Below are 17144 nucleotides of genomic sequence, written 5' to 3' on the forward strand. Positions count from 1 at the left end.
GTCCCGCGGAGGGCTGCGATCAGCGCAAGGGCTTTTTCAGTAACGAGAAGCGATCGGGATCGAGTCCGAGCGAGGGTTGCAGCATCGGCGCTTCCGGCACGCGGGGAACGGGACGCTCCGCGATGCCCCGGTCGAATATTGGATCGTTCGGCGTTTCGCGATGGGATGTCGCGCCGCGCCATCGCTCCAGCACCGAGCCGACAAAGGTGATGTCGTGGCCACTGAGCGCCGAAGGCGTGGTCGCAATGGTCGCTTCGCTGCGCGGCAATTGATGCGCCGGAACCTCCTTGAAGCGCAGCCGGGTCGGGAGAGCAACGCCTTCGCCGAACGCCAGCACTTCGCGCGTTCCGAGCGAGGGCACGAACGACAGAAGGTTTGCGGCGGCATCGGAAACTGCGGAGCGCAACAGCATCTGGTCACGCTCGTTTGCAAGCCGCATCGCAAACAGCGTGTTGCACTGGGAGATGATCGTTGCGTCGAGTTCGGCGGGGCGCTGCGTGACCAGCGCAAGATAGACGCCGTATTTGCGGCCTTCCTTGGCGATGCGCGACACGGCCTTGCGTGTCGGTCCGAAACCTACGCCGCGATCCGCGGATGCATAGCGATGTGCTTCCTCGCAGACGAACAGCATCGGTGACGCGCCATCGCTCCACAATCCGAAATCGAACGCCATCCGGCACAGCACGGACACGACGGAGTCCACGACTTCCGCCGGGAAGCCAGCGAGCTGCATGACCGTCATTGGCCGGCCATTCGCCGGCATGCGAAACAGGAGGCTGATAACCTCGGCCATCGTATCGCCGCCGACGTTGGCATTCTCGAACATGAAGGCGTAACGCGGATCGTTCTTGACGGTTTCGATACGCGTAATCAGCTTGTGATAGACGATACGGGAGGAGCGGTTTTCCAGTTTGCCCATGCGCTCGTCGATCAGCGAAATCAGATCGACCAAACGATATGGTACCGGCGTATCGGCCGTGTATCCGACGGTCTTGGCGTCGACGCGTTTCAGGCCAAGTCGATCCGTGTTTTGGTATTGCGTGTAGGTCGCCTTTGCCACTGGAATAAGTTCGATGAGAACCTCGAGTTCTTCTGGAACGCCGGGGCGCCCGCCGAAAATGACGTCGACGAATTCCTCGAAATTGAAAAGCCAGAACGGCAGCTTGAGATTCCGGGGATTGAGAACGAGCGCCTTGTCGCCGAAGCATCGGCCGTATTCGTTATGCACGTCGAGCAGGAACACGCGCAGATTCGGCCGTACGCGCAGGATCTCATTCAGCAGCAACGAGACACCGCTGGATTTACCGACGCCGGTGGAGCCCAGAACCGCAAAGTGCTTGCTCAGCATGTCCTCGACATCGACATAGGCGATAACGGATGGATCCTGTTGCAGCGTGCCGATGTTGATCTGTTCGGCCTTTGACGGCGCGTATACAGTCCGCAGTTGCTGGTTGGTCAGGACGTCCACCATGTCGCCGATTGTCGGGTAGCTGGTGACGCCCCGCTGGAAGCGACCGGAAGGGCCAGTCCCGATTTCCCCCAAAAGATCGACTGAGGCAATTGCGATGTAATTGTCGGTTGCCGGCAGGTTTTCGCGGCTGACCTCGGTGATCATCGCAACGATGATAGTGGTAGCGGTCCGGATACCGAAAAACTGGCCGACAGTGGCGCGGACGTTGGCATCATTGATCTGGCTCGTCGCCATAAGGCCGACGCGTGCCTGCGAGCCGCGTACCGAAATGATGCGCCCGAGCGAGGCTGGCTGCGGAGAAGTCAACATAGAGAGGTGTAGCCTGTCTGAATGGGCCGAATTTCTCCCGATTGTACAAAGGCTTGTTGCAGGAATGTTAAACGGTCCGGAAGAACTCTTCCGATTCCCAAAGGTGGTTGTCGGCAGACGCTGCAACCGCTGAAATCCCGTGATGGGGTAAGGTCCCGTAGTTCAAGGGGTATTTTCGTCCTGACAGACCGAGCCGTTCAGTTGTCTCTCGAATGCGATTAAGCCTTTGTTTACCTTGGATTAATGGATGGCACCCGGCACCCGGCCAGGGACCGGCGGTCATCTTCCGAGCGTCGCGATCAGGGGATAGGGCAAGGCAGGGGTAGACCGCGGCGCAGCACCGCTTTATATCCAGCGCGCGATATCGATTTGCTGATTTGGACAGCGATCCGCCGGTGCCACACCGTGTGTCAGATCAAGGTCCGCAATCGATTGGGGAATGGTGTAACGGTAGCACAACAGACTCTGACTCTGTTTGTCTAGGTTCGAATCCTAGTTCCCCAGCCAGCCAGTCCGATAATCAGAACGTCCTCCTTATGCGGTTGATAGGCCGGCCAACAGCGGGCTTTTTCGACGTCGCAGGGTCTCTGCGCGGGCAAGATTCGAAATTTTCGAGCGAAAATTCCCCACAGTCTCCGCTTAACCATTGAATAATTCCCGTTTTCTAGAGACGTCGTTTGGAGACCGGAGAATAATCCACTGCGCTGTGACCGGGCAGTGTAGAGCGCGCCATGGCCAGACCAGTCGGGCGCCGTCCTCGCAGTTCGAATCCCATTCCCTCCGCCACCCAATTTTCGCAAAATCTATTAGACGCCTCCAAAGAGTGAGAAATCCCCCTTATTTGCAGACTCACTCTTACCTTCAATTGTCAGTGGACTGGCGATTGCCCTACAAAAATGCCTTGAGACGCGAAATTCTCTGAAGCCTAGGACCGCGGTACGGTTTGTACGAAGACCAAAGACTGCTCTTACGGCCACTTTTCTCGTAAGCAGGTGTCAGCAGTTTTGAATTCAGTTGGGTATCGCACACCTTTCTTGGTGGAGTAGCTCGGACCCATACGGTTATCGCGGTCGTCGAACAGTTTGCCCATCAGCAGCGCGCCGCTCTCTGATCGTCGATTTTTTCGCGACACTGAGTTGGCGGCCAGTTTCGTCTGAACGGCATCAAACGTAGCTTTTGCAATGATCCGCGGATGTTCTCCCGGATGCCATTTGTCTTTGTGAGGAACCTCGCCAATATAAAGTCGGTTGTTCAATAGGTAGGCCAGGGGACCGTAGGTAAAGGGCGATGTCACGCGAGCGTCTGACTTTTTTGCTTTTTTTGTTCTTGACCGGATGCCCTTTGCATCGAGGTTCAAGCACCAGCAAGCCGAAACTGCCGAGTTCAGCGGAACGATGGTCCGCCAAGTTCGCCACCTTCTTCGGATTGCCGCAGCGCTGCAGCCAGGCTCTCAGGGTAACCCGCAGGCGGAATGAAGCCCATTCCGTTGCGGATCGCTGCCGAAACGGCGCGATCGGTCGCGACATGCGCATCGGAGAACACCCAAAGATGAAAGGTATCAGCCTCGCTGGAATGCGGGTGGAGATCAGGACTCATGCGCTGGGTTTCTTTCAGGCAAATTGGAATTATAGCGTCGGTTGACGAGCTGTTTTGCTTGACGATGCGCCATCGCAGCTGTGCGGAATTTGTATGCAGCGCAACGGCAAGAAGCAATTAATTTCCGACGCATGCACTACGGAAGCGGGACGTCCGTGCGTTCAGAAATAACGCGAAGGAGACCGGAGCATGGTCGCCACACACGCGAGGTGCAGTTTGTTCTCTGGTTCAGGCCTGGTGGAGGCTTATGTTCTCGAATTTTAGTTCGCGGCAGCCGGATGATTGTGTTTCTCGTTGTCAGAACAAATTCTGCAATTAATTGCTGCATCGCGCAGATGCCGAAGCCTATCCATGACTTGCTGATGCAAGAAAATGGAAGCCGCATATGCCGACACAAAATGCCACCGCATCTTCATTCGTGCCTTCGAACGACGCGAACTATTCGGTCCATGATGATGTCGCCTATCTTTCGGCCGTTGAGCTGGTGGAGCTTTACCGGACGAAGAAGCTTTCGCCGGTCGATCTTACCCGCTTGATTCTCGATCGCATCCACAAGATTGATCCGCACATAAATGCCTTCGCATTGCTTGATGCAGAGGCCGCACTTGCGTCGGCAAAGGAATCCGAGAAACGATGGTCGCGGGGCGAGCCGCTGGGCCTCGTGGATGGCGTCCCTGTCGCGCTGAAAGATCTTGTCCTGGCGAAGGGATGGCCAACGCTACGCGGCAGCCGGGCTGTCGATCCGGATCAGGACTGGACCGAGGACTCTCCGGCAACGGCCCGTTTGCGTGAGCACGGGGCTGTCTTGCTCGGCAAGACAACGACATCGGAGTTTGGCTGGAAAGGACTTGGCGACAGCCTTCTAACGGGCATCACACGTAATCCATGGAATGTGGCGCACACGCCGGGCGGCAGCAGCGGTGGTTCCGGTGCGGCGGCGGCCATCGGGTTCGGGCCGCTTCATGTCGCGACGGATGGCGGCGGCTCCACGCGGCTTCCTGCCGCGCACAGCGGCGCCTTTGGCTTTAAGCAGACGTTCGGGCGCGTGCCCGTCTATCCTCCATCGCAGAATGGAACGCTCTTTCACGTCACGCCGCTGACGCGTTCGGTGCGCGATGCGGCATTGCTGCTCGATGTGATCGCGCGTCAGGATCTGAGGGACTGGAATGCGTTGCCGCCCGCGGACATTTCATGGAGCAAGGGACTTGAGGACGGGATCAAAGGCCTTCGCATCGCCTACAGTCCCGCTCTCGGATATGCGCAGGTTGATCCCGAAATCGAGAAGATCGTTGCTGACGCGGTCAAGGTGTTCGCTGATCATGGAGCGATCGTCGAACTGGTCGATCCCGGAATCGAAGATCCGCTTCCGATCTTTCTGACGTTCTGGCAAGCCGGGGCTGCAAAGCTGCTTGCAAGCTTCGCCCCGGATCGGCGCGCGTTGACCGAGCCAGGCCTTCAGGCTGCCGCCGAGCAGGGGTGCGCGATCGATGCCGTAACCTATCTTCAGGCTGTAGATCGGCGTGAGGCGCTTGGCCGCCACTTCAGCCAGTTTCATCAGACATGGGATCTTCTTATCACGCCAACAACGGCGCACCCGGCATCTGCCATCAATGCGTCGCAGGCTGATCTTGCTGATCGGCCCATCCGTTCGCCGTTTACGTATCCTTTCAACCTGACCCAGCAACCGGCGGCTTCCATATCCGCCGGACTGACGAAGGCAGGTTTGCCTGTCGGACTCCAGATCATCGGAGCAAAGTTCGCGGATGCGACGGTGCTGCGCGCAGCTCGTGCCTTTGAAATCGCCCGTCCGCTGGCAAGGCCCACTAATCCATCATGAGCGGCAGGTCTTCAACTATAGAGCTCGACCTTCCACGCCTGACTAGGGCCTACAAGGATGGATCACTCGCGCCGTCAACTGTTGTCGAAGCGATCTTCGACGTCATCGCGCAACGGGGAGACGACGGTGTCTGGATCAGTCTGGTTGGCCGGGATGCTGCCCTGTCGCGAGCGCGGGAGCTCGAAGCTCTGAATGCACTGGAGCAGGGAGGTTTGCCGCTGTGGGGAGTTCCGTTCAGTGTCAAGGATTGTATTGATGTGGCCGGTTTGCCGACGACATCGGCCTGCCCGGACTATTCCTATGTGCCCGCTGAGAGCAGTCCATCGGTCGAGCGGCTTCTGGCCGCGGGCGCCATTCTTATCGGCAAGACCAACATGGATCAGTTCGCCACCGGCGTTGTGGGCGTAAGATCGCCCTATGGCGTGGCGCAGAATCCCTTCAACGCGGATTACATCCCGGGCGGATCAAGCTCGGGTGCGGCGGTGTCGGTCGCAGAAGGTCTCGTGAGCTTTGCATTGGGGACGGATACCGGGGGGTCGGGCCGTGTACCGGCGGCTTTCAACAATGTTGTGGGCTTGAAACCGACGCGGGGCCTGATCAGCCGCGTTGGGACGGTGTCGGCCTGCAGGTCCATCGAAACGATTTCGGTGTTCGCGCTGACGGTGACAGATGCACAGGCGGCGTTCGATGTCATCCGCGCCCATGACAGGCGGGACCCCTTTTCGCGGGCGGTGGCATTGCAGCCATCTGGCCATTTCCCCAGCCGCTTTCGCTTTGGCGTGCCTGCTGCGCGCCAGCTGGATTTCTTTGGAGATGTCGAAGCCGCGAAACAGTTCGATGGCGCAGTCCGTCGTCTTGAGCGGCTCGGCGGGACGCGTGTTGAGGTCGATTTTACGCCGTTCCTCGAAATCAATGACATGCTGTTTCGTGGCCCATGGCTTGCGGAGCGTTACGGCGCGCTGAAAGAATTTCTCGAACAGCGGGCAGACTCGGTTCTGCCGGTGACTCGCGAGATTCTTCTTGGCGGCGCGCGCATATCGGGTGCGGATGTGTTTGCCGGCCAGCAGCGGCTTAACACGCTCAAGCGCGGGGTCGACGATCTCTGGCACGATATCGACGTGTTTATCGTACCGACCACGGGGACCATTTATAAGATCTCCGAGCTTGAAGCCGATCCGGTCAATCTCAATACCCGCATCGGCAGATACACAACATTCGCAAATCTCGCAGATCTGTCCGCCCTGGCTGTGCCCAATGGTTTTTTGCCAAATGGTCTTCCGCAGGGCGTATCGCTCCTCGGCCCGGCTTTTGCTGACAACAAGATTGCCAGCCTCGCTGACAGGCTTCACCGCGACGGCGGCTTACCTCTCGGCGCGCGGGCTGTCCGGCACCTCGCAGAATCTCAATATCCAGAAACACAAACGGAGTTGGTGACTTGAAGAAGGCGTATGGAATGGGGCATTCGGCCAATCGGTTCGCAAAATCCACTGCGGTGTTGCTGGCAGCGCTGCTGGGCGCGGTCTCAACGCATGCACGTGCCCAGGATATCACAATCGGCGAAGGTCTGGCCGTTGGTTGGGGACAGTTCTTCGTTGCCGATCAATCCAAGGGTTGGGAGAAGCAAGGGCTGTCGCCCAAGGTCACGACGTTCCCCAGCGGCCGGCTTGTGCTGGATGCGCTGGTCGGAGGCGGGGTGGTGATCGGCACCGCTGCGGAAACGCCGGTGCTGTTTGCAAATCTCAATGGATTGCCCGTCCGCGTGATCGGGACGTTGAACCGGCAGGAGTCATTCGATCTCGTTGCCAAAACCGACATCAAAACCATCAAGGACATCAAGGGTCGCAAGATTGGCTACTCACAGGGCACGAATGCCCATTACTACCTTTCCAAGGTGCTGAAGGAAGCAAACCTGACATTTGCCGATATTACCGCCGTCAGTCTCAATCCCGGTGATTTCGTCGGCAGCCTGTCGAGCGGCGCCATTGATGGCTTCATCTGGACTGAGCCGCACATCTCGCTTGCGGTAAAGCAAGGCGGCGGCAAGTTTCATGTAATTCGATCGCCCGGACTTTATGTCGGCTTCTCAACCATTATCGCCCTGCAATCGACGATTGACAGCAAGCCGGAGCTTCTCGTGAAGGCGCTCAGGGCCCTGGTCGATGCCGATGAGGTCATCAAGAAAGATCCCAATGCAGCGGCAAACCTGATTGCCGAACGGATCAAGATCGACCCGGAAATCGTCCGCAACTTCCTGCCTCGGACGAAGTTCGATCTTGCAAACAACAAGCAGGATCTGGTCGCTGAATTCGAAGCGCAGGCGAAGTGGGCGATCGAAAACAAGCTGGTACGCCCGGATGTCAAGGTGCCTGACTTCAACACCATTGTGGTCACGACCCTGCTGGATCAGGCCCGCAAGAAATAGCTGCTGTCTAGCTGGAGTCACCGCATGAATGCACGAGTTGATATTCCGGCCACGGAGGCGGCAGAGCGCCCGCTGATTGCCTGCAACGATCTTGGCCACGTCTATGATTCAGGTCGTGGCAAGACCTTTGCCTTGGGCAACGTGTCGCTCACTATTGCGCCCGGAGAATTTGTCTGTGTACTCGGGCCGAGCGGATGCGGCAAGACCACGCTGCTGAATATCCTCGCGGGGTTCGTCGCTCCGTCTCATGGCGAGGTATTTGTCAATGATCGCCGCGTGACGGGGCCAAGTTCGGAGCGTGGCGTTGTCTTTCAGGATTATTCGCTGTTTCCATGGCTGACAGCGCAGGCCAATGTGGAGTTCGGGCTTCGCATGGCGGGCTATCCGGCTTCCAGGCGCCGGGGCGTGGCAGAAGAGTTGCTCCGGCAGGTTGGATTGCCCGATGCCGGAGCGAAATATCCGTTCGAACTGTCCGGAGGGATGAAGCAGCGAGTGGCGATCGCACGCGCACTGGCAACAAGGCCAGCTCTGCTGCTGATGGATGAACCTTTCGCTGCACTTGACGCGATGACGCGCAATTCACTGCAGTCAAAACTGATCGATATTCAGAAGCAGGGCGCGCAGACGATTCTGTTTGTTACGCACAACATTGCGGAAGCCCTTGTTCTCGGCAGCCGTCTCATTGTGATGTCCCCCAATCCCGGGCGCGTGGTGGAGGACATTCCAATCCAGCTCAAGCGGCCGCGGCGGCGGACCTCGGCGGCTTTCAATGAGCTTTATGATCGCGTGGCACGCGCCATCGGTCTCGACACCGCGGAGTGAGGAATGACATTCCAACCGAGCTACCGCGCAGCTGCCGGTATTGCCGGAACACTGGCTTTCTTCGGCGCATGGGAGGTGCTGAGCCATAGCGGCCTCGTCAATGAGGTGATGCTTCCTGCGCCGACCACCATCATCAAGGCGGGCTGGTCACTCCTGACGTCCGGTGAGCTGCAGCGGCATTTTGGGGCAAGCCTGTTCAGGTCGATTGCCGGATTTGTCAGCGGCTCGGTCTTTGCGATTCTGCTCGGTGTCGCAATGGCGCAGTTGCCGTGGCTGCATGCGACGATCAATCCGCTGGTGCAGATGTTCCGTGCGATCCCTGCGCTCGCGTTCGTGCCGCTTGCGGTTTTCTGGTTCGGCATTGGAGAGACATCCAAGATATTCCTGATCGCATGGGGCGTATTCTTTCCGGTCTGGGTGAACACATATATCGGCGTGCGCGACACGAATCCGCTGCTGGGGAGGGCGGCGGCCAGTCTCGGCGCGAGCGGGTGGCGGAACTTCACGTTTGTCGTCATCCCGGGAGCGCTGCCCTTCATTATCGCGGGATTGCGTGTAAGTCTCGCGGTTGCGCTGGTTCTGCTTGTGGCGTCCGAGCTGGCAGGCGCCGCCTTCGGTGTCGGCTACCTCATTCAGATGTCCCAGCAGGTCTTCCGTGTCGACTACATGTTCGTCGGCCTCATCGTTCTCGGACTGATGGGGGTCGTCGCGGACTTTCTCTTTGAAGGCGCGATCCGGCGTCTGTTGCCCTGGTATGGCGCTGAAAAAGCGCTTCGCGGACGACCGGGCCAGACAGATAGAAAGGCTGGGCAGGCCGGCTAGGCCGAAAGCAATTTATTGCGAGCCTGTCATGGCAACCGCGGAATACAACGCAGCGAAGCCCGCAAAGGAATCGACATGCAACCAGCAGAAATCGCGTTGATCGAGGATCAGACTGCTCTGACCATCACATGGCGGGATGGCGAAGTCAGCCGTCTCGATGCGGATGTGTTGCGGCGCGCAAGCCGTGCAGCCAGCGAAGTCCGCCGGCAGTCGGATGGAGTAGGATTGAATTTGCCGGACGGCGTTCGCGTCGATGCGGTTCAGCTTGTCGGATCGTATGCTCTACGCCTGTTTTTCTCTGATGGACACGACCGCGGCATCTATCCGTGGGCCTACCTGCGTGAGCTGTCCACGCCATCGGCGGCTTAGGAATCATACGATGGACGAAATCAGAAACGGCTTATCCGAGATCGAATGCGACGTGCTGGTGATAGGCGGCGGAACTGCCGGTCCGATGGCGGCGTACAAGGCGAAGCGGCGCAATCCAGGTGCGCGTGTAATTTTGCTCGAGAAAGCCAACGTAAAGCGTTCCGGCGCCATCGCCATGGGCATGGACGGGCTGAACAATGCAGTTGTGCCCGGCTTTGCGACACCGGAGCAATACACAAAGGAAATCACCATCGCCAACGATGGAATTTGCGATCAGGCGCCCGTTTATAAATATGCTTCACGATGCTTTGACGTGATTCAGGAACTGGATAGCTTTGGCATCAAGTTCCAGAAGACTGAGAACGGCGATTTTGACGTAAAGAAAGTTCACCACCTTGGCTCATATGTCTTGCCGATGCCGAACGGGGACACCGTCAAAAAAGCTCTATACCGGCAGCTTCGGCGCGAACGGGTGCTGATCTCCAATCGGTATATGGCCACCCGCCTGCTGACGGCGAAAGATGGACGAATCGCCGGTGCGATTGCCGTGAATACGCGAACGGCGGAATTTCTGGTGCTCAGGGCCAAGGCAGTCATTCTGTGCACAGGCGCTGCAGGTCGCCTTGGTCTTCCGCAGTCGGGCTATCTGTGGGGCACCTATGAGAATGCGACGAACTCCGGCGATGGATACGCCATGGCCTATCACGCGGGAGCAGGCCTTGCGAATATCGAATGCTATCAGATTAATCCGCTGATCAAGGACTACAACGGGCCGGCTTGCGCCTATGTGGCAGGCCCTTTCGGCGCCTACACAGCGAATAGCGAAGGTAATCGCTTCATCGAATGCGATTACTGGTCCGGTCAGATGATGCAGGAGTTCTACAACGAGTTGCAGTCAGGGAAGGGACCGGTCTTCCTGAAGCTCAATCATCTGCACAGCGATACGATCGGCCAGATTGAGGCTGTACTGCACAAGGTCGAGCGGCCGTCGCGCGGGCGTTTCCATGAGAGCCGTGGAACGGACTATCGCGACCGCATGATCGAAATGCATATTTCAGAAATCGGTTTGTGTTCGGGGCACAGCGCGTCGGGCGTGTTTGTCGACGAGTTCGCGCGGACCACGGTGACGGGTCTTTATGCCGCGGGCGACATGGCGAGCGTGCCGCACAACTACATGCTAGGTGCGTTCACCAATGGAGTGGTTGCCGGTGAGCATGCTATCGACTTTACCGCCGATGTCGATCTTCCGGAGTATGACCGTAGCGAGGTTGCGCGCGAGCAGGAGCGTGTCCTTGCGCCGACACATCGCGACGACGGAATTCCACCCAACCAGCTTGAATACAAGGCCAGGCGCCTTGTGAATGACTATCTGCAGCCGCCAAAGGTGACCGCGAAGATGCAGATCGGTCAGGCGCGGCTCGCGGAGGTGCGTGATGATCTCGAAAACAGGATGGTTGCGCGCGATTCGCATGAATTGATGCGGGCGCTGGAAGTCTCATCCATTCTGGATTGCTCGGACATGGCAGCCTTCGCGTCCCTGTTCAGGACTGAAAGCCGCTGGGGGCTTTATCATCAGCGCGTCGATTATCCCGAAAAAAATGATGATGAGTGGTTCTCCCACAGTATTCTTCGCAAACAGAACGAATGTATGACTGCCGAGAAACGCGCCGTCGCGCCATATATCGTGCCGATCGCGGAGACAGAACGCTCGGCCTACAGCCGTCAGCGCATTCGTCAGCACGCCTGATTTTGGAGTTGTCATGCCTCTTGCTCTTTCACCCACAACCGTTCCGGTCGTTGTCGACGACGCAAAGTGCATTGCCGACAAAGGCTGCACAGTCTGTGTTGACGTCTGTCCGCTGGATGTGTTGCGCATCAGTGATCTGACCGGAAAGGCCTACATGAAATATGATGAATGCTGGTACTGCATGCCATGCGAGACCGATTGCCCGACGGGCGCGGTGACGGTCAACATTCCATATCTGCTGCGCTGACATGTCTGCGTTCGAGCCGTTTGAGTCGTTCGGCGATCTCGAGGAGGTTGCCAAGGGTTTGACAAGTCCAGATTCGTCTGTCCGCCGGCTGGCCGTCATCGAGATTGCCGAGACGGCAAGTCCGGATGCGGTGGAGTATCTCGCGTCTGCGATCTCTGATGCTGCATCCGATGTCAGATTTCAGGCGGTTCGTGCACTGGGCGAGTTTGATGGACCGATCGTCGCGGAGGCTCTGGTGAAAGGGATCGTGGACTGCGATCCGGATGTCGCCGGTGCATCGGCCGAAAGCCTTGCGGAAATCCGTGATCCGGAAGCTGGCCCGGCGCTCCTGCCGCTTGTCTCGCACGATTCAGCCTTTGTGCGGGCGTCAATCTTTCGGTCGCTGAAGGCGCTTCGCATTCCGGAGTCGTTGGGGCCAGCCGTCGCGGCGCTGGGCGATCCGGACCCCGCTGTCCGAGTCCAGTCGGTCGGTGTAATCGGCTATTTGAAGCGTGTTGAATCCCTGCCGTCGCTGATCGGGGCTGCGCGCGATGCCAATCCGGATGTGCGACTCGCTGCGATCAATGCGTTGGCCTTTGCGCGCAACGCCGCCGCTGCTCAAGCTGCATCGGATGCGCTGAAGGATTCGGAATGGCAGGTGCGGGCTGCCGCGGCCGAGGCAATTGCGAAAATCGGACTGACATCTGCGGTATCTGCTGTACGCACCGTTCTAAGCGACGACTATTGGCAAGTCCGGCAGAAGGCCCTGCAGTCGCTGGGCAAACTGAAGGCACGGGATGCGGTTGCCGATATTGTGCCTCTACTCGATGCGCAATTGCCGTCGTTGCGCAAGGAAGCTGCGGCTGCGTTGGGCGACATCGCGGACCCGCGCGCACGCGAGGCATTGACAGCAAGGGTCACAGATCCAGATCCGGATGTGCGTAAAACGATCGTCTGGGCTCTCGGTCAATTGAACGCGGCGTAACCTAGGAAGCGCCGCCGCAGACTCTATTCCTTGAAAAGAATCTGTTCGAGTAGATCGATGCGCTCGATGCGTATGACGCTGCCCTCGATCGAAACGATTCGCTTGGCCTGGAACCGCTTCAGCATCATGGTAACCCATTGCCGCGTCGAGCCGACCATGGCTGCGATCTGGTCGTGCGTTACCTTGCGATTAATGACGGTCGCCTCTCCATCCTGTGAGCCGTACAATTTCGAGAGATTGAGCAGATATTGTGCAAGGCGCTCGATTACAGAGCGGGTACCCAGCATCTGCGCCATGGACGAATAGCATTTACCCTTGGCAACGAGACCGTCGATTAGAGCCATTGCAAAGCTGGGCATATTTGCCAGCAGCCTCTGAAGGGTCGCGCTGGAGAGAAGCATGATTTCGCAGTCATCTACAGCGACGCCAGACCACATGTGGACGCCGCCACCTGAAATCTCAGGGCCCCCAATGAAGTGTCCGGGTGTCCAGTAAGCCAAGGTAATCTCGCGGCCGGAAGGCGCGGTATAAAAAACCCGAACCTGGCCGCGTTCGATAATGAAGATGCCGTCGTGGTTTTCGCCTTGGTTGAAGACGCTTTCGCCGGGCTGGAACGCGATCTGACGACCCAGCTCGCGGATGTGTGCTTTCTCCTCTTTCGACAGGCGATCCTGAAAGTGCGCGCCGATATTCAGATCGTCTATCGATTCGCTCATGAACAGGGCGGATATTTCAGGCGTGTCCGCAGGTGTGCTCCGGCCTGGATTCCTATTGAGCGAGTCGTCGCGAAGCGTCCGGATTGACCCCGCCTCAGGCGTTAGATTCCGGGACCAGTCGGCGCGAAACGGTGCTTGCGCTGTGTTGAAATAGGGAGGTGCACTCGTTTTCTGAATTGATTTGAGCGTAGTCATGACCCGTTCATTCGTGATAGCGCGCCGTCGACAGGACACGAGCTAAGTGCGTTGCGAAAGCAAAGTCTACTCTTTTGATTCATTTTAATGATAGTTGGAAAAGGTCATGCGCGAACCACGTGCGGGCTGGAATGACTAATCTGCGCGGATGAAACAGGCGGTAAAAAATTCTCAACCTGATTTGCTGCCAATGCGTCTTTCGATGAGTGCTCAGCTCTTCTGCTTCAATGCGGGCAAGTAATTGCTTCTGCGCGACAAGCTGTTGATCCAGAGTTTTGCCGGACAATTCGCTTTGTGTTGGCCGCAATGTGCCGCCGACCATCCATGCAGGGGCCGAGCAATGAATCGTTTCAGGTTGTCAGGTATTATTGTCGCAATGGCCGTCGGGCTTTCCAGCGCGGCGGATGCAGACGTCATTCGTGTCGCAGTCGGAACCCAGGATACGACGATCAACTGTGCAACTGGTGGACTGCTCATTCGCGAGTTGAAACTGCTTGAAAAGCATCTTCCGCGTGACGGGAAATACACAGGCGTCACCTATGATATTCAATGGAAGAACTTCACCAGCGGAGCACCACTCACCAATGAAATGGTGGCGGGCAAGCTGGATTTCGGCGCGATGGCGGATTTTCCGGGCTCGCTGAACGGCGTCGCTTTTCAGAAAGCCGGACGCCGGAGCCTGTTTATCGCCACGCTGTCAGGCAGCACGAAAGGCAGCGGCAACGGTATCGTCGTCCCCACGAACTCGCCTGTGCAGTCGATCGCAGAGCTCAAGGGCAAGACCATCTCCGTGCCGTTTGCGTCGACGTCGCACGGCATGCTGCTGCGGGCGATCAAGGCGCAGGGCTGGAATCCTGAAACCGATGTCAACATTATCACGCAGGCGCCTGAGGTTGCCGGGCCGGCCCTGCAGGCCAGCAAGATCGAAGCGCATGCGGACTTCGTGCCCTTCGCCGAGCTATTCCCATGGCGCGGCTTTGCCCGGAAAATTTTCGACGGTTCACAGGCTAATGCGCCCACGTTTCACGGTGGTCTTGTCGATGCCGAATACGCTGAGAAGTATCCCGAGATCGTTGTTGCATACCTTCGCGCCGCGCTCGAAGCAGACAGCCTGATCGCTGCTGAGCCGGAGAAGTACAGCGAGCTGATTTCGCGGGTGACCGGGATTGAGCCCGAGGTGAACTACCTGTTTCACGGACCGCTGGGTCTGCAGACGCGTGACATGACATGGAAGCCGGAATATCGTCAGGCCGTGCAGACCTCGATTGAGACCTTCAAGTTCCTCAAGCGCGCGGACAGCGATCTCGATATCAACAAGTTCGTGACCGACAAGTATATCCGCACGGCGTTGTCACAGGCTGGACGCGACTATGATGCCGAGCTGAAGAATTATTCTCAGCTTCAGCTGAAGGCCAAGGACGCTGTGACCGGCGCTGATATCGTGGATGCAACTCGTCTCGCGCAGATCTGGGTCAAGGGCGAGCCTGTCGTCCGGCACTATGCATCGCCCGAGAATGCATTGAAGGCGCTTGCTGCAATCGAAAAAGAGGGCAAGAGCGTACGCGTTGTCTATGCACAGGATCGCGAAAGCGGCATCAAGCTGTTCGCGCAGCAAGCCTGGTTCGTACGCGCATCCAATGGAGAACTGAGTGCATTCCTATCGAAGGGCGTGGCGGAAGACTGGGCGAAAGCCAAGGGCGGACAGGTTGTTGATTATGCGGGTGCGAGGGAACCCCTCGTTGTGAGCCGCTGATGGTGGAGAAGTCTGGTGACGGCGGGTCGCGCGGCACCCGTCTTCTAATACGGATTGCATCGATCGCCGCCTGTATCGCGCTATGGCAGCTGGCTTCGTCGTTGCGGCTCAATCTGGGTGTTGTGACGTTCCGCAATGTCCCGCCGCCGACGGAGGTTTTCCAGGCCATATTCGCCTTGCTGCGCTCGCCAAAGCTGCTGTCCCATATTAGCAGTAGTCTTTGGCGCGTTTTTGCAGGCTACGGCGCAGCGGCATTGTCTGGCATCATGCTCGGATTCGCAATCGGTCAGTCGCGCTTTGCCAGTGATGTCTTGCTGCCTCCGCTGGAACTGCTTCGGCCGATTCCAGCCGTAGCGTGGATACCGCTGTCCATCCTGATGTTTCCTTCATCGGAACTGTCGATGATCTTTATCACGTTCATCGGAGCGCTGTTTCCGATTATTCTCAACACGGTTCATGGCGTGGCGAATGTCGATCGCCGTCTTGTGGCGTCGGCGCGAAGTCTTGGAGGGACTAGCAGAGCAATCCTGCGTGAGATCGTTCTGCCGGGGGCGGCGCCAAGTATCGTGACAGGTCTTGCCATAGGCATGGGTACATCGTGGTTTTGCCTTGTGACTGCTGAAATGATCTCCGGCCAGTTCGGTGTCGGCTACTACACCTGGGAAGCTTATACGCTGCAAAATTATGCCGACATTATCGTGGGCATGCTGGTTATCGGCTTGTTTGGTATGGGCAGCAGCTGGCTTTTGACAACATCCGGCCATGTTCTGATGCCCTGGCGGCAGCCTGCAGTCGCGCGATGAGCGTTGCGCACATCCTGACACAGGCCGCACCACCGGGCCGGATCGAGGTCGATCAGGTATCGATCTCACTTGGACATGGCGCGGATGCCTTTGAAGCGGTGCGAGAGCTCGATTTCTCCGTTGCTCCCGGAGAACTGATCTGCATTCTCGGGCCCTCCGGTTGCGGAAAGTCGACGCTTCTCGGAGCGCTGGCCGGACATCTGTCGATCAGCGCTGGGAGCCTGACTGTTGACGGTGAGACGGTCGCAGGTCCAAGTCCCCATCGTGGCATGGTCTTCCAGCAGCACACGTTGTTCCCGTGGAAGAAAGTCCGCGAGAATGTCGCGTTCGGTCCAAAGATGCGCGGGATCAGCAAGAACGAGCGGTTGCGATCAGCGGAGGAAATTCTTGCACTGGTCGGCCTGTCGGGTTTCGAGGGATTTTATCCTTCGCAACTGTCCGGTGGGATGCAGCAACGTGTCGAGATTGCGCGGGTTTTGATCAACCGGCCGTATGTGTTGCTGATGGATGAGCCGTTCGGTGCGCTTGATGCGCAAACGCGTTCCATGATGCACGGAATTCTGCTCGACATCTGGACCAAAATTCCGACCACCACGTTGTTCGTTACCCATGACATCGATGAGGCCTTGTTTCTGGCTGATCGGGTCATTGTGATGAGTGCACGGCCCGGCAGGGTGATCGAAGACATTCGTGTGCCGTTCGCGCGGCCACGGCGTCCGGAACTGGTGGCGGAAATCGAGTTTACTCGCTTGAAGCGTCACTTCATTGAGTTACTTAGAATTCCCAATGCGTCGGAGCCGTTGCCGCGGTTGAATCCGCTCGGCGAGGTCTGAGAATACCCTCGGTACAAGAGTGGAAACCATCCTCATTCATTGCGACGGATTCGCTCTGCCATCTCCATTTCTGAAGACATGCTGGATTGCGGGTTGAAACCGCCGCATCCATTGTGTTCTTTCTGTATGGATTGAAAGAACAGTGTTTGCGCCGGAAACCATAGTTAAGGCTTCGCGTAATGAGCCGTTATGGAATGAGGCGGAGTATCGTTTGAAGGTGCCGCCAGCCTATTCCGAC

General features: G+C 57.8%; 17 protein-coding genes and 1 tRNA gene. 13 read left to right on the forward strand and 5 right to left on the reverse strand.

Going from position 1 to position 17144, the window contains the following annotated elements:
• Positions 1–19: 19 nt before the first annotated feature.
• On the reverse strand, positions 20–1780 hold the full coding sequence (locus I554_RS0119280) for an ATP-binding protein (RefSeq protein WP_024574542.1): 1761 nt from the start codon (positions 1778–1780) through the stop codon (positions 20–22).
• 433 nt (positions 1781–2213) lie between these two features.
• On the opposite strand from I554_RS0119280, the gene I554_RS0119285 reads away from it, so the two are divergent.
• Positions 2214–2287 (forward strand) — tRNA-Gln (locus I554_RS0119285).
• Between the two features lie 460 nt (positions 2288–2747).
• Here I554_RS0119285 and I554_RS26500 read toward each other — a convergent pair.
• Together I554_RS26500 and I554_RS26505 are read right to left on the reverse strand one after the other, a co-directional pair.
• On the reverse strand, positions 2748–3137 hold the full coding sequence (locus tag I554_RS26500; RefSeq protein ID WP_244432790.1) for a recombinase family protein: 390 nt from the start codon (positions 3135–3137) through the stop codon (positions 2748–2750).
• A 26-nt stretch (positions 3138–3163) separates the two neighbouring features.
• Positions 3164–3376, reverse strand: a complete 213-nt coding sequence (locus I554_RS26505; protein WP_244432791.1) for a hypothetical protein — start codon at positions 3374–3376, stop codon at positions 3164–3166.
• 385 nt (positions 3377–3761) lie between these two features.
• On the opposite strand from I554_RS26505, the gene I554_RS0119295 reads away from it, so the two are divergent.
• From I554_RS0119295 to I554_RS0119335, 9 genes are all read left to right on the forward strand, one after another.
• Positions 3762–5213, forward strand: coding sequence for an amidase (locus tag I554_RS0119295; protein ID WP_024574544.1), 1452 nt, complete (start codon positions 3762–3764; stop codon positions 5211–5213).
• A complete protein-coding gene (atzF, locus tag I554_RS0119300) occupies positions 5210–6652 on the forward strand; it encodes an allophanate hydrolase (protein ID WP_024574545.1) in 1443 nt (480 codons plus the stop codon). The genes I554_RS0119295 and atzF overlap by 4 nt, the downstream gene beginning before the upstream one ends.
• On the forward strand, positions 6649–7635 hold the full coding sequence (locus I554_RS0119305) for an NrtA/SsuA/CpmA family ABC transporter substrate-binding protein (protein ID WP_024574546.1): 987 nt from the start codon (positions 6649–6651) through the stop codon (positions 7633–7635). Before atzF ends, I554_RS0119305 begins: the two co-directional genes overlap by 4 nt.
• Before the next feature lie 24 nt (positions 7636–7659).
• Positions 7660–8457, forward strand: coding sequence for an ABC transporter ATP-binding protein (locus I554_RS0119310; protein ID WP_024574547.1), 798 nt, complete (start codon positions 7660–7662; stop codon positions 8455–8457).
• Positions 8458–8460: 3 nt separating this feature from the next.
• A complete protein-coding gene (locus I554_RS0119315; RefSeq protein ID WP_024574548.1) occupies positions 8461–9279 on the forward strand; it encodes an ABC transporter permease in 819 nt (272 codons plus the stop codon).
• A gap of 75 nt (positions 9280–9354) precedes the next feature.
• Positions 9355–9648 carry a gamma-butyrobetaine hydroxylase-like domain-containing protein gene (locus tag I554_RS0119320; RefSeq protein ID WP_029659639.1) on the forward strand — a complete coding sequence of 98 codons (294 nt, stop codon included), beginning with the start codon at positions 9355–9357 and terminating at the stop codon, positions 9646–9648.
• Positions 9649–9658: 10 nt separating this feature from the next.
• Positions 9659–11395, forward strand: a complete 1737-nt coding sequence (locus I554_RS0119325) for a fumarate reductase/succinate dehydrogenase flavoprotein subunit (protein ID WP_024574550.1) — start codon at positions 9659–9661, stop codon at positions 11393–11395.
• A 13-nt stretch (positions 11396–11408) separates the two neighbouring features.
• Positions 11409–11642, forward strand: coding sequence for a ferredoxin family protein (locus tag I554_RS0119330; protein ID WP_024574551.1), 234 nt, complete (start codon positions 11409–11411; stop codon positions 11640–11642).
• 1 nt (position 11643) lies between these two features.
• Positions 11644–12606, forward strand: a complete 963-nt coding sequence (locus tag I554_RS0119335) for a HEAT repeat domain-containing protein (protein WP_024574552.1) — start codon at positions 11644–11646, stop codon at positions 12604–12606.
• 23 nt (positions 12607–12629) lie between these two features.
• On the opposite strand, the gene I554_RS0119340 is transcribed toward I554_RS0119335, so the two are convergent.
• Together I554_RS0119340 and I554_RS26960 are read right to left on the reverse strand one after the other, a co-directional pair.
• On the reverse strand, positions 12630–13322 hold the full coding sequence (locus I554_RS0119340; RefSeq protein ID WP_024574553.1) for a Crp/Fnr family transcriptional regulator: 693 nt from the start codon (positions 13320–13322) through the stop codon (positions 12630–12632).
• A gap of 274 nt (positions 13323–13596) precedes the next feature.
• A complete protein-coding gene (locus tag I554_RS26960; protein ID WP_152527695.1) occupies positions 13597–13839 on the reverse strand; it encodes a hypothetical protein in 243 nt (80 codons plus the stop codon).
• A 54-nt stretch (positions 13840–13893) separates the two neighbouring features.
• Between I554_RS26960 and I554_RS0119345 the strand changes: the two genes are divergently transcribed.
• The 3 genes from I554_RS0119345 to I554_RS0119355 are packed head-to-tail and all read left to right on the forward strand — an operon-like array spanning position 13894 to position 16906.
• The gene (locus I554_RS0119345; RefSeq protein ID WP_244432792.1) at positions 13894–15270 is read left to right on the forward strand and encodes an ABC transporter substrate-binding protein; all 1377 of its coding nucleotides are present in this window, start codon (positions 13894–13896) and stop codon (positions 15268–15270) included.
• The gene (locus I554_RS0119350) at positions 15270–16073 is read left to right on the forward strand and encodes an ABC transporter permease (RefSeq protein WP_024574555.1); all 804 of its coding nucleotides are present in this window, start codon (positions 15270–15272) and stop codon (positions 16071–16073) included. The genes I554_RS0119345 and I554_RS0119350 overlap by 1 nt, the downstream gene beginning before the upstream one ends.
• Positions 16070–16906 (forward strand): ABC transporter ATP-binding protein, encoded by an 837-nt coding sequence (locus I554_RS0119355; RefSeq protein ID WP_024574556.1) that lies wholly within the window; start codon positions 16070–16072, stop codon positions 16904–16906. Before I554_RS0119350 ends, I554_RS0119355 begins: the two co-directional genes overlap by 4 nt.
• Positions 16907–17144 lie beyond the last annotated feature (238 nt).

The organism is Afipia sp. OHSU_II-C1, from assembly GCF_000497575.1.
Lineage (GTDB): Bacteria > Pseudomonadota > Alphaproteobacteria > Rhizobiales > Xanthobacteraceae > Afipia.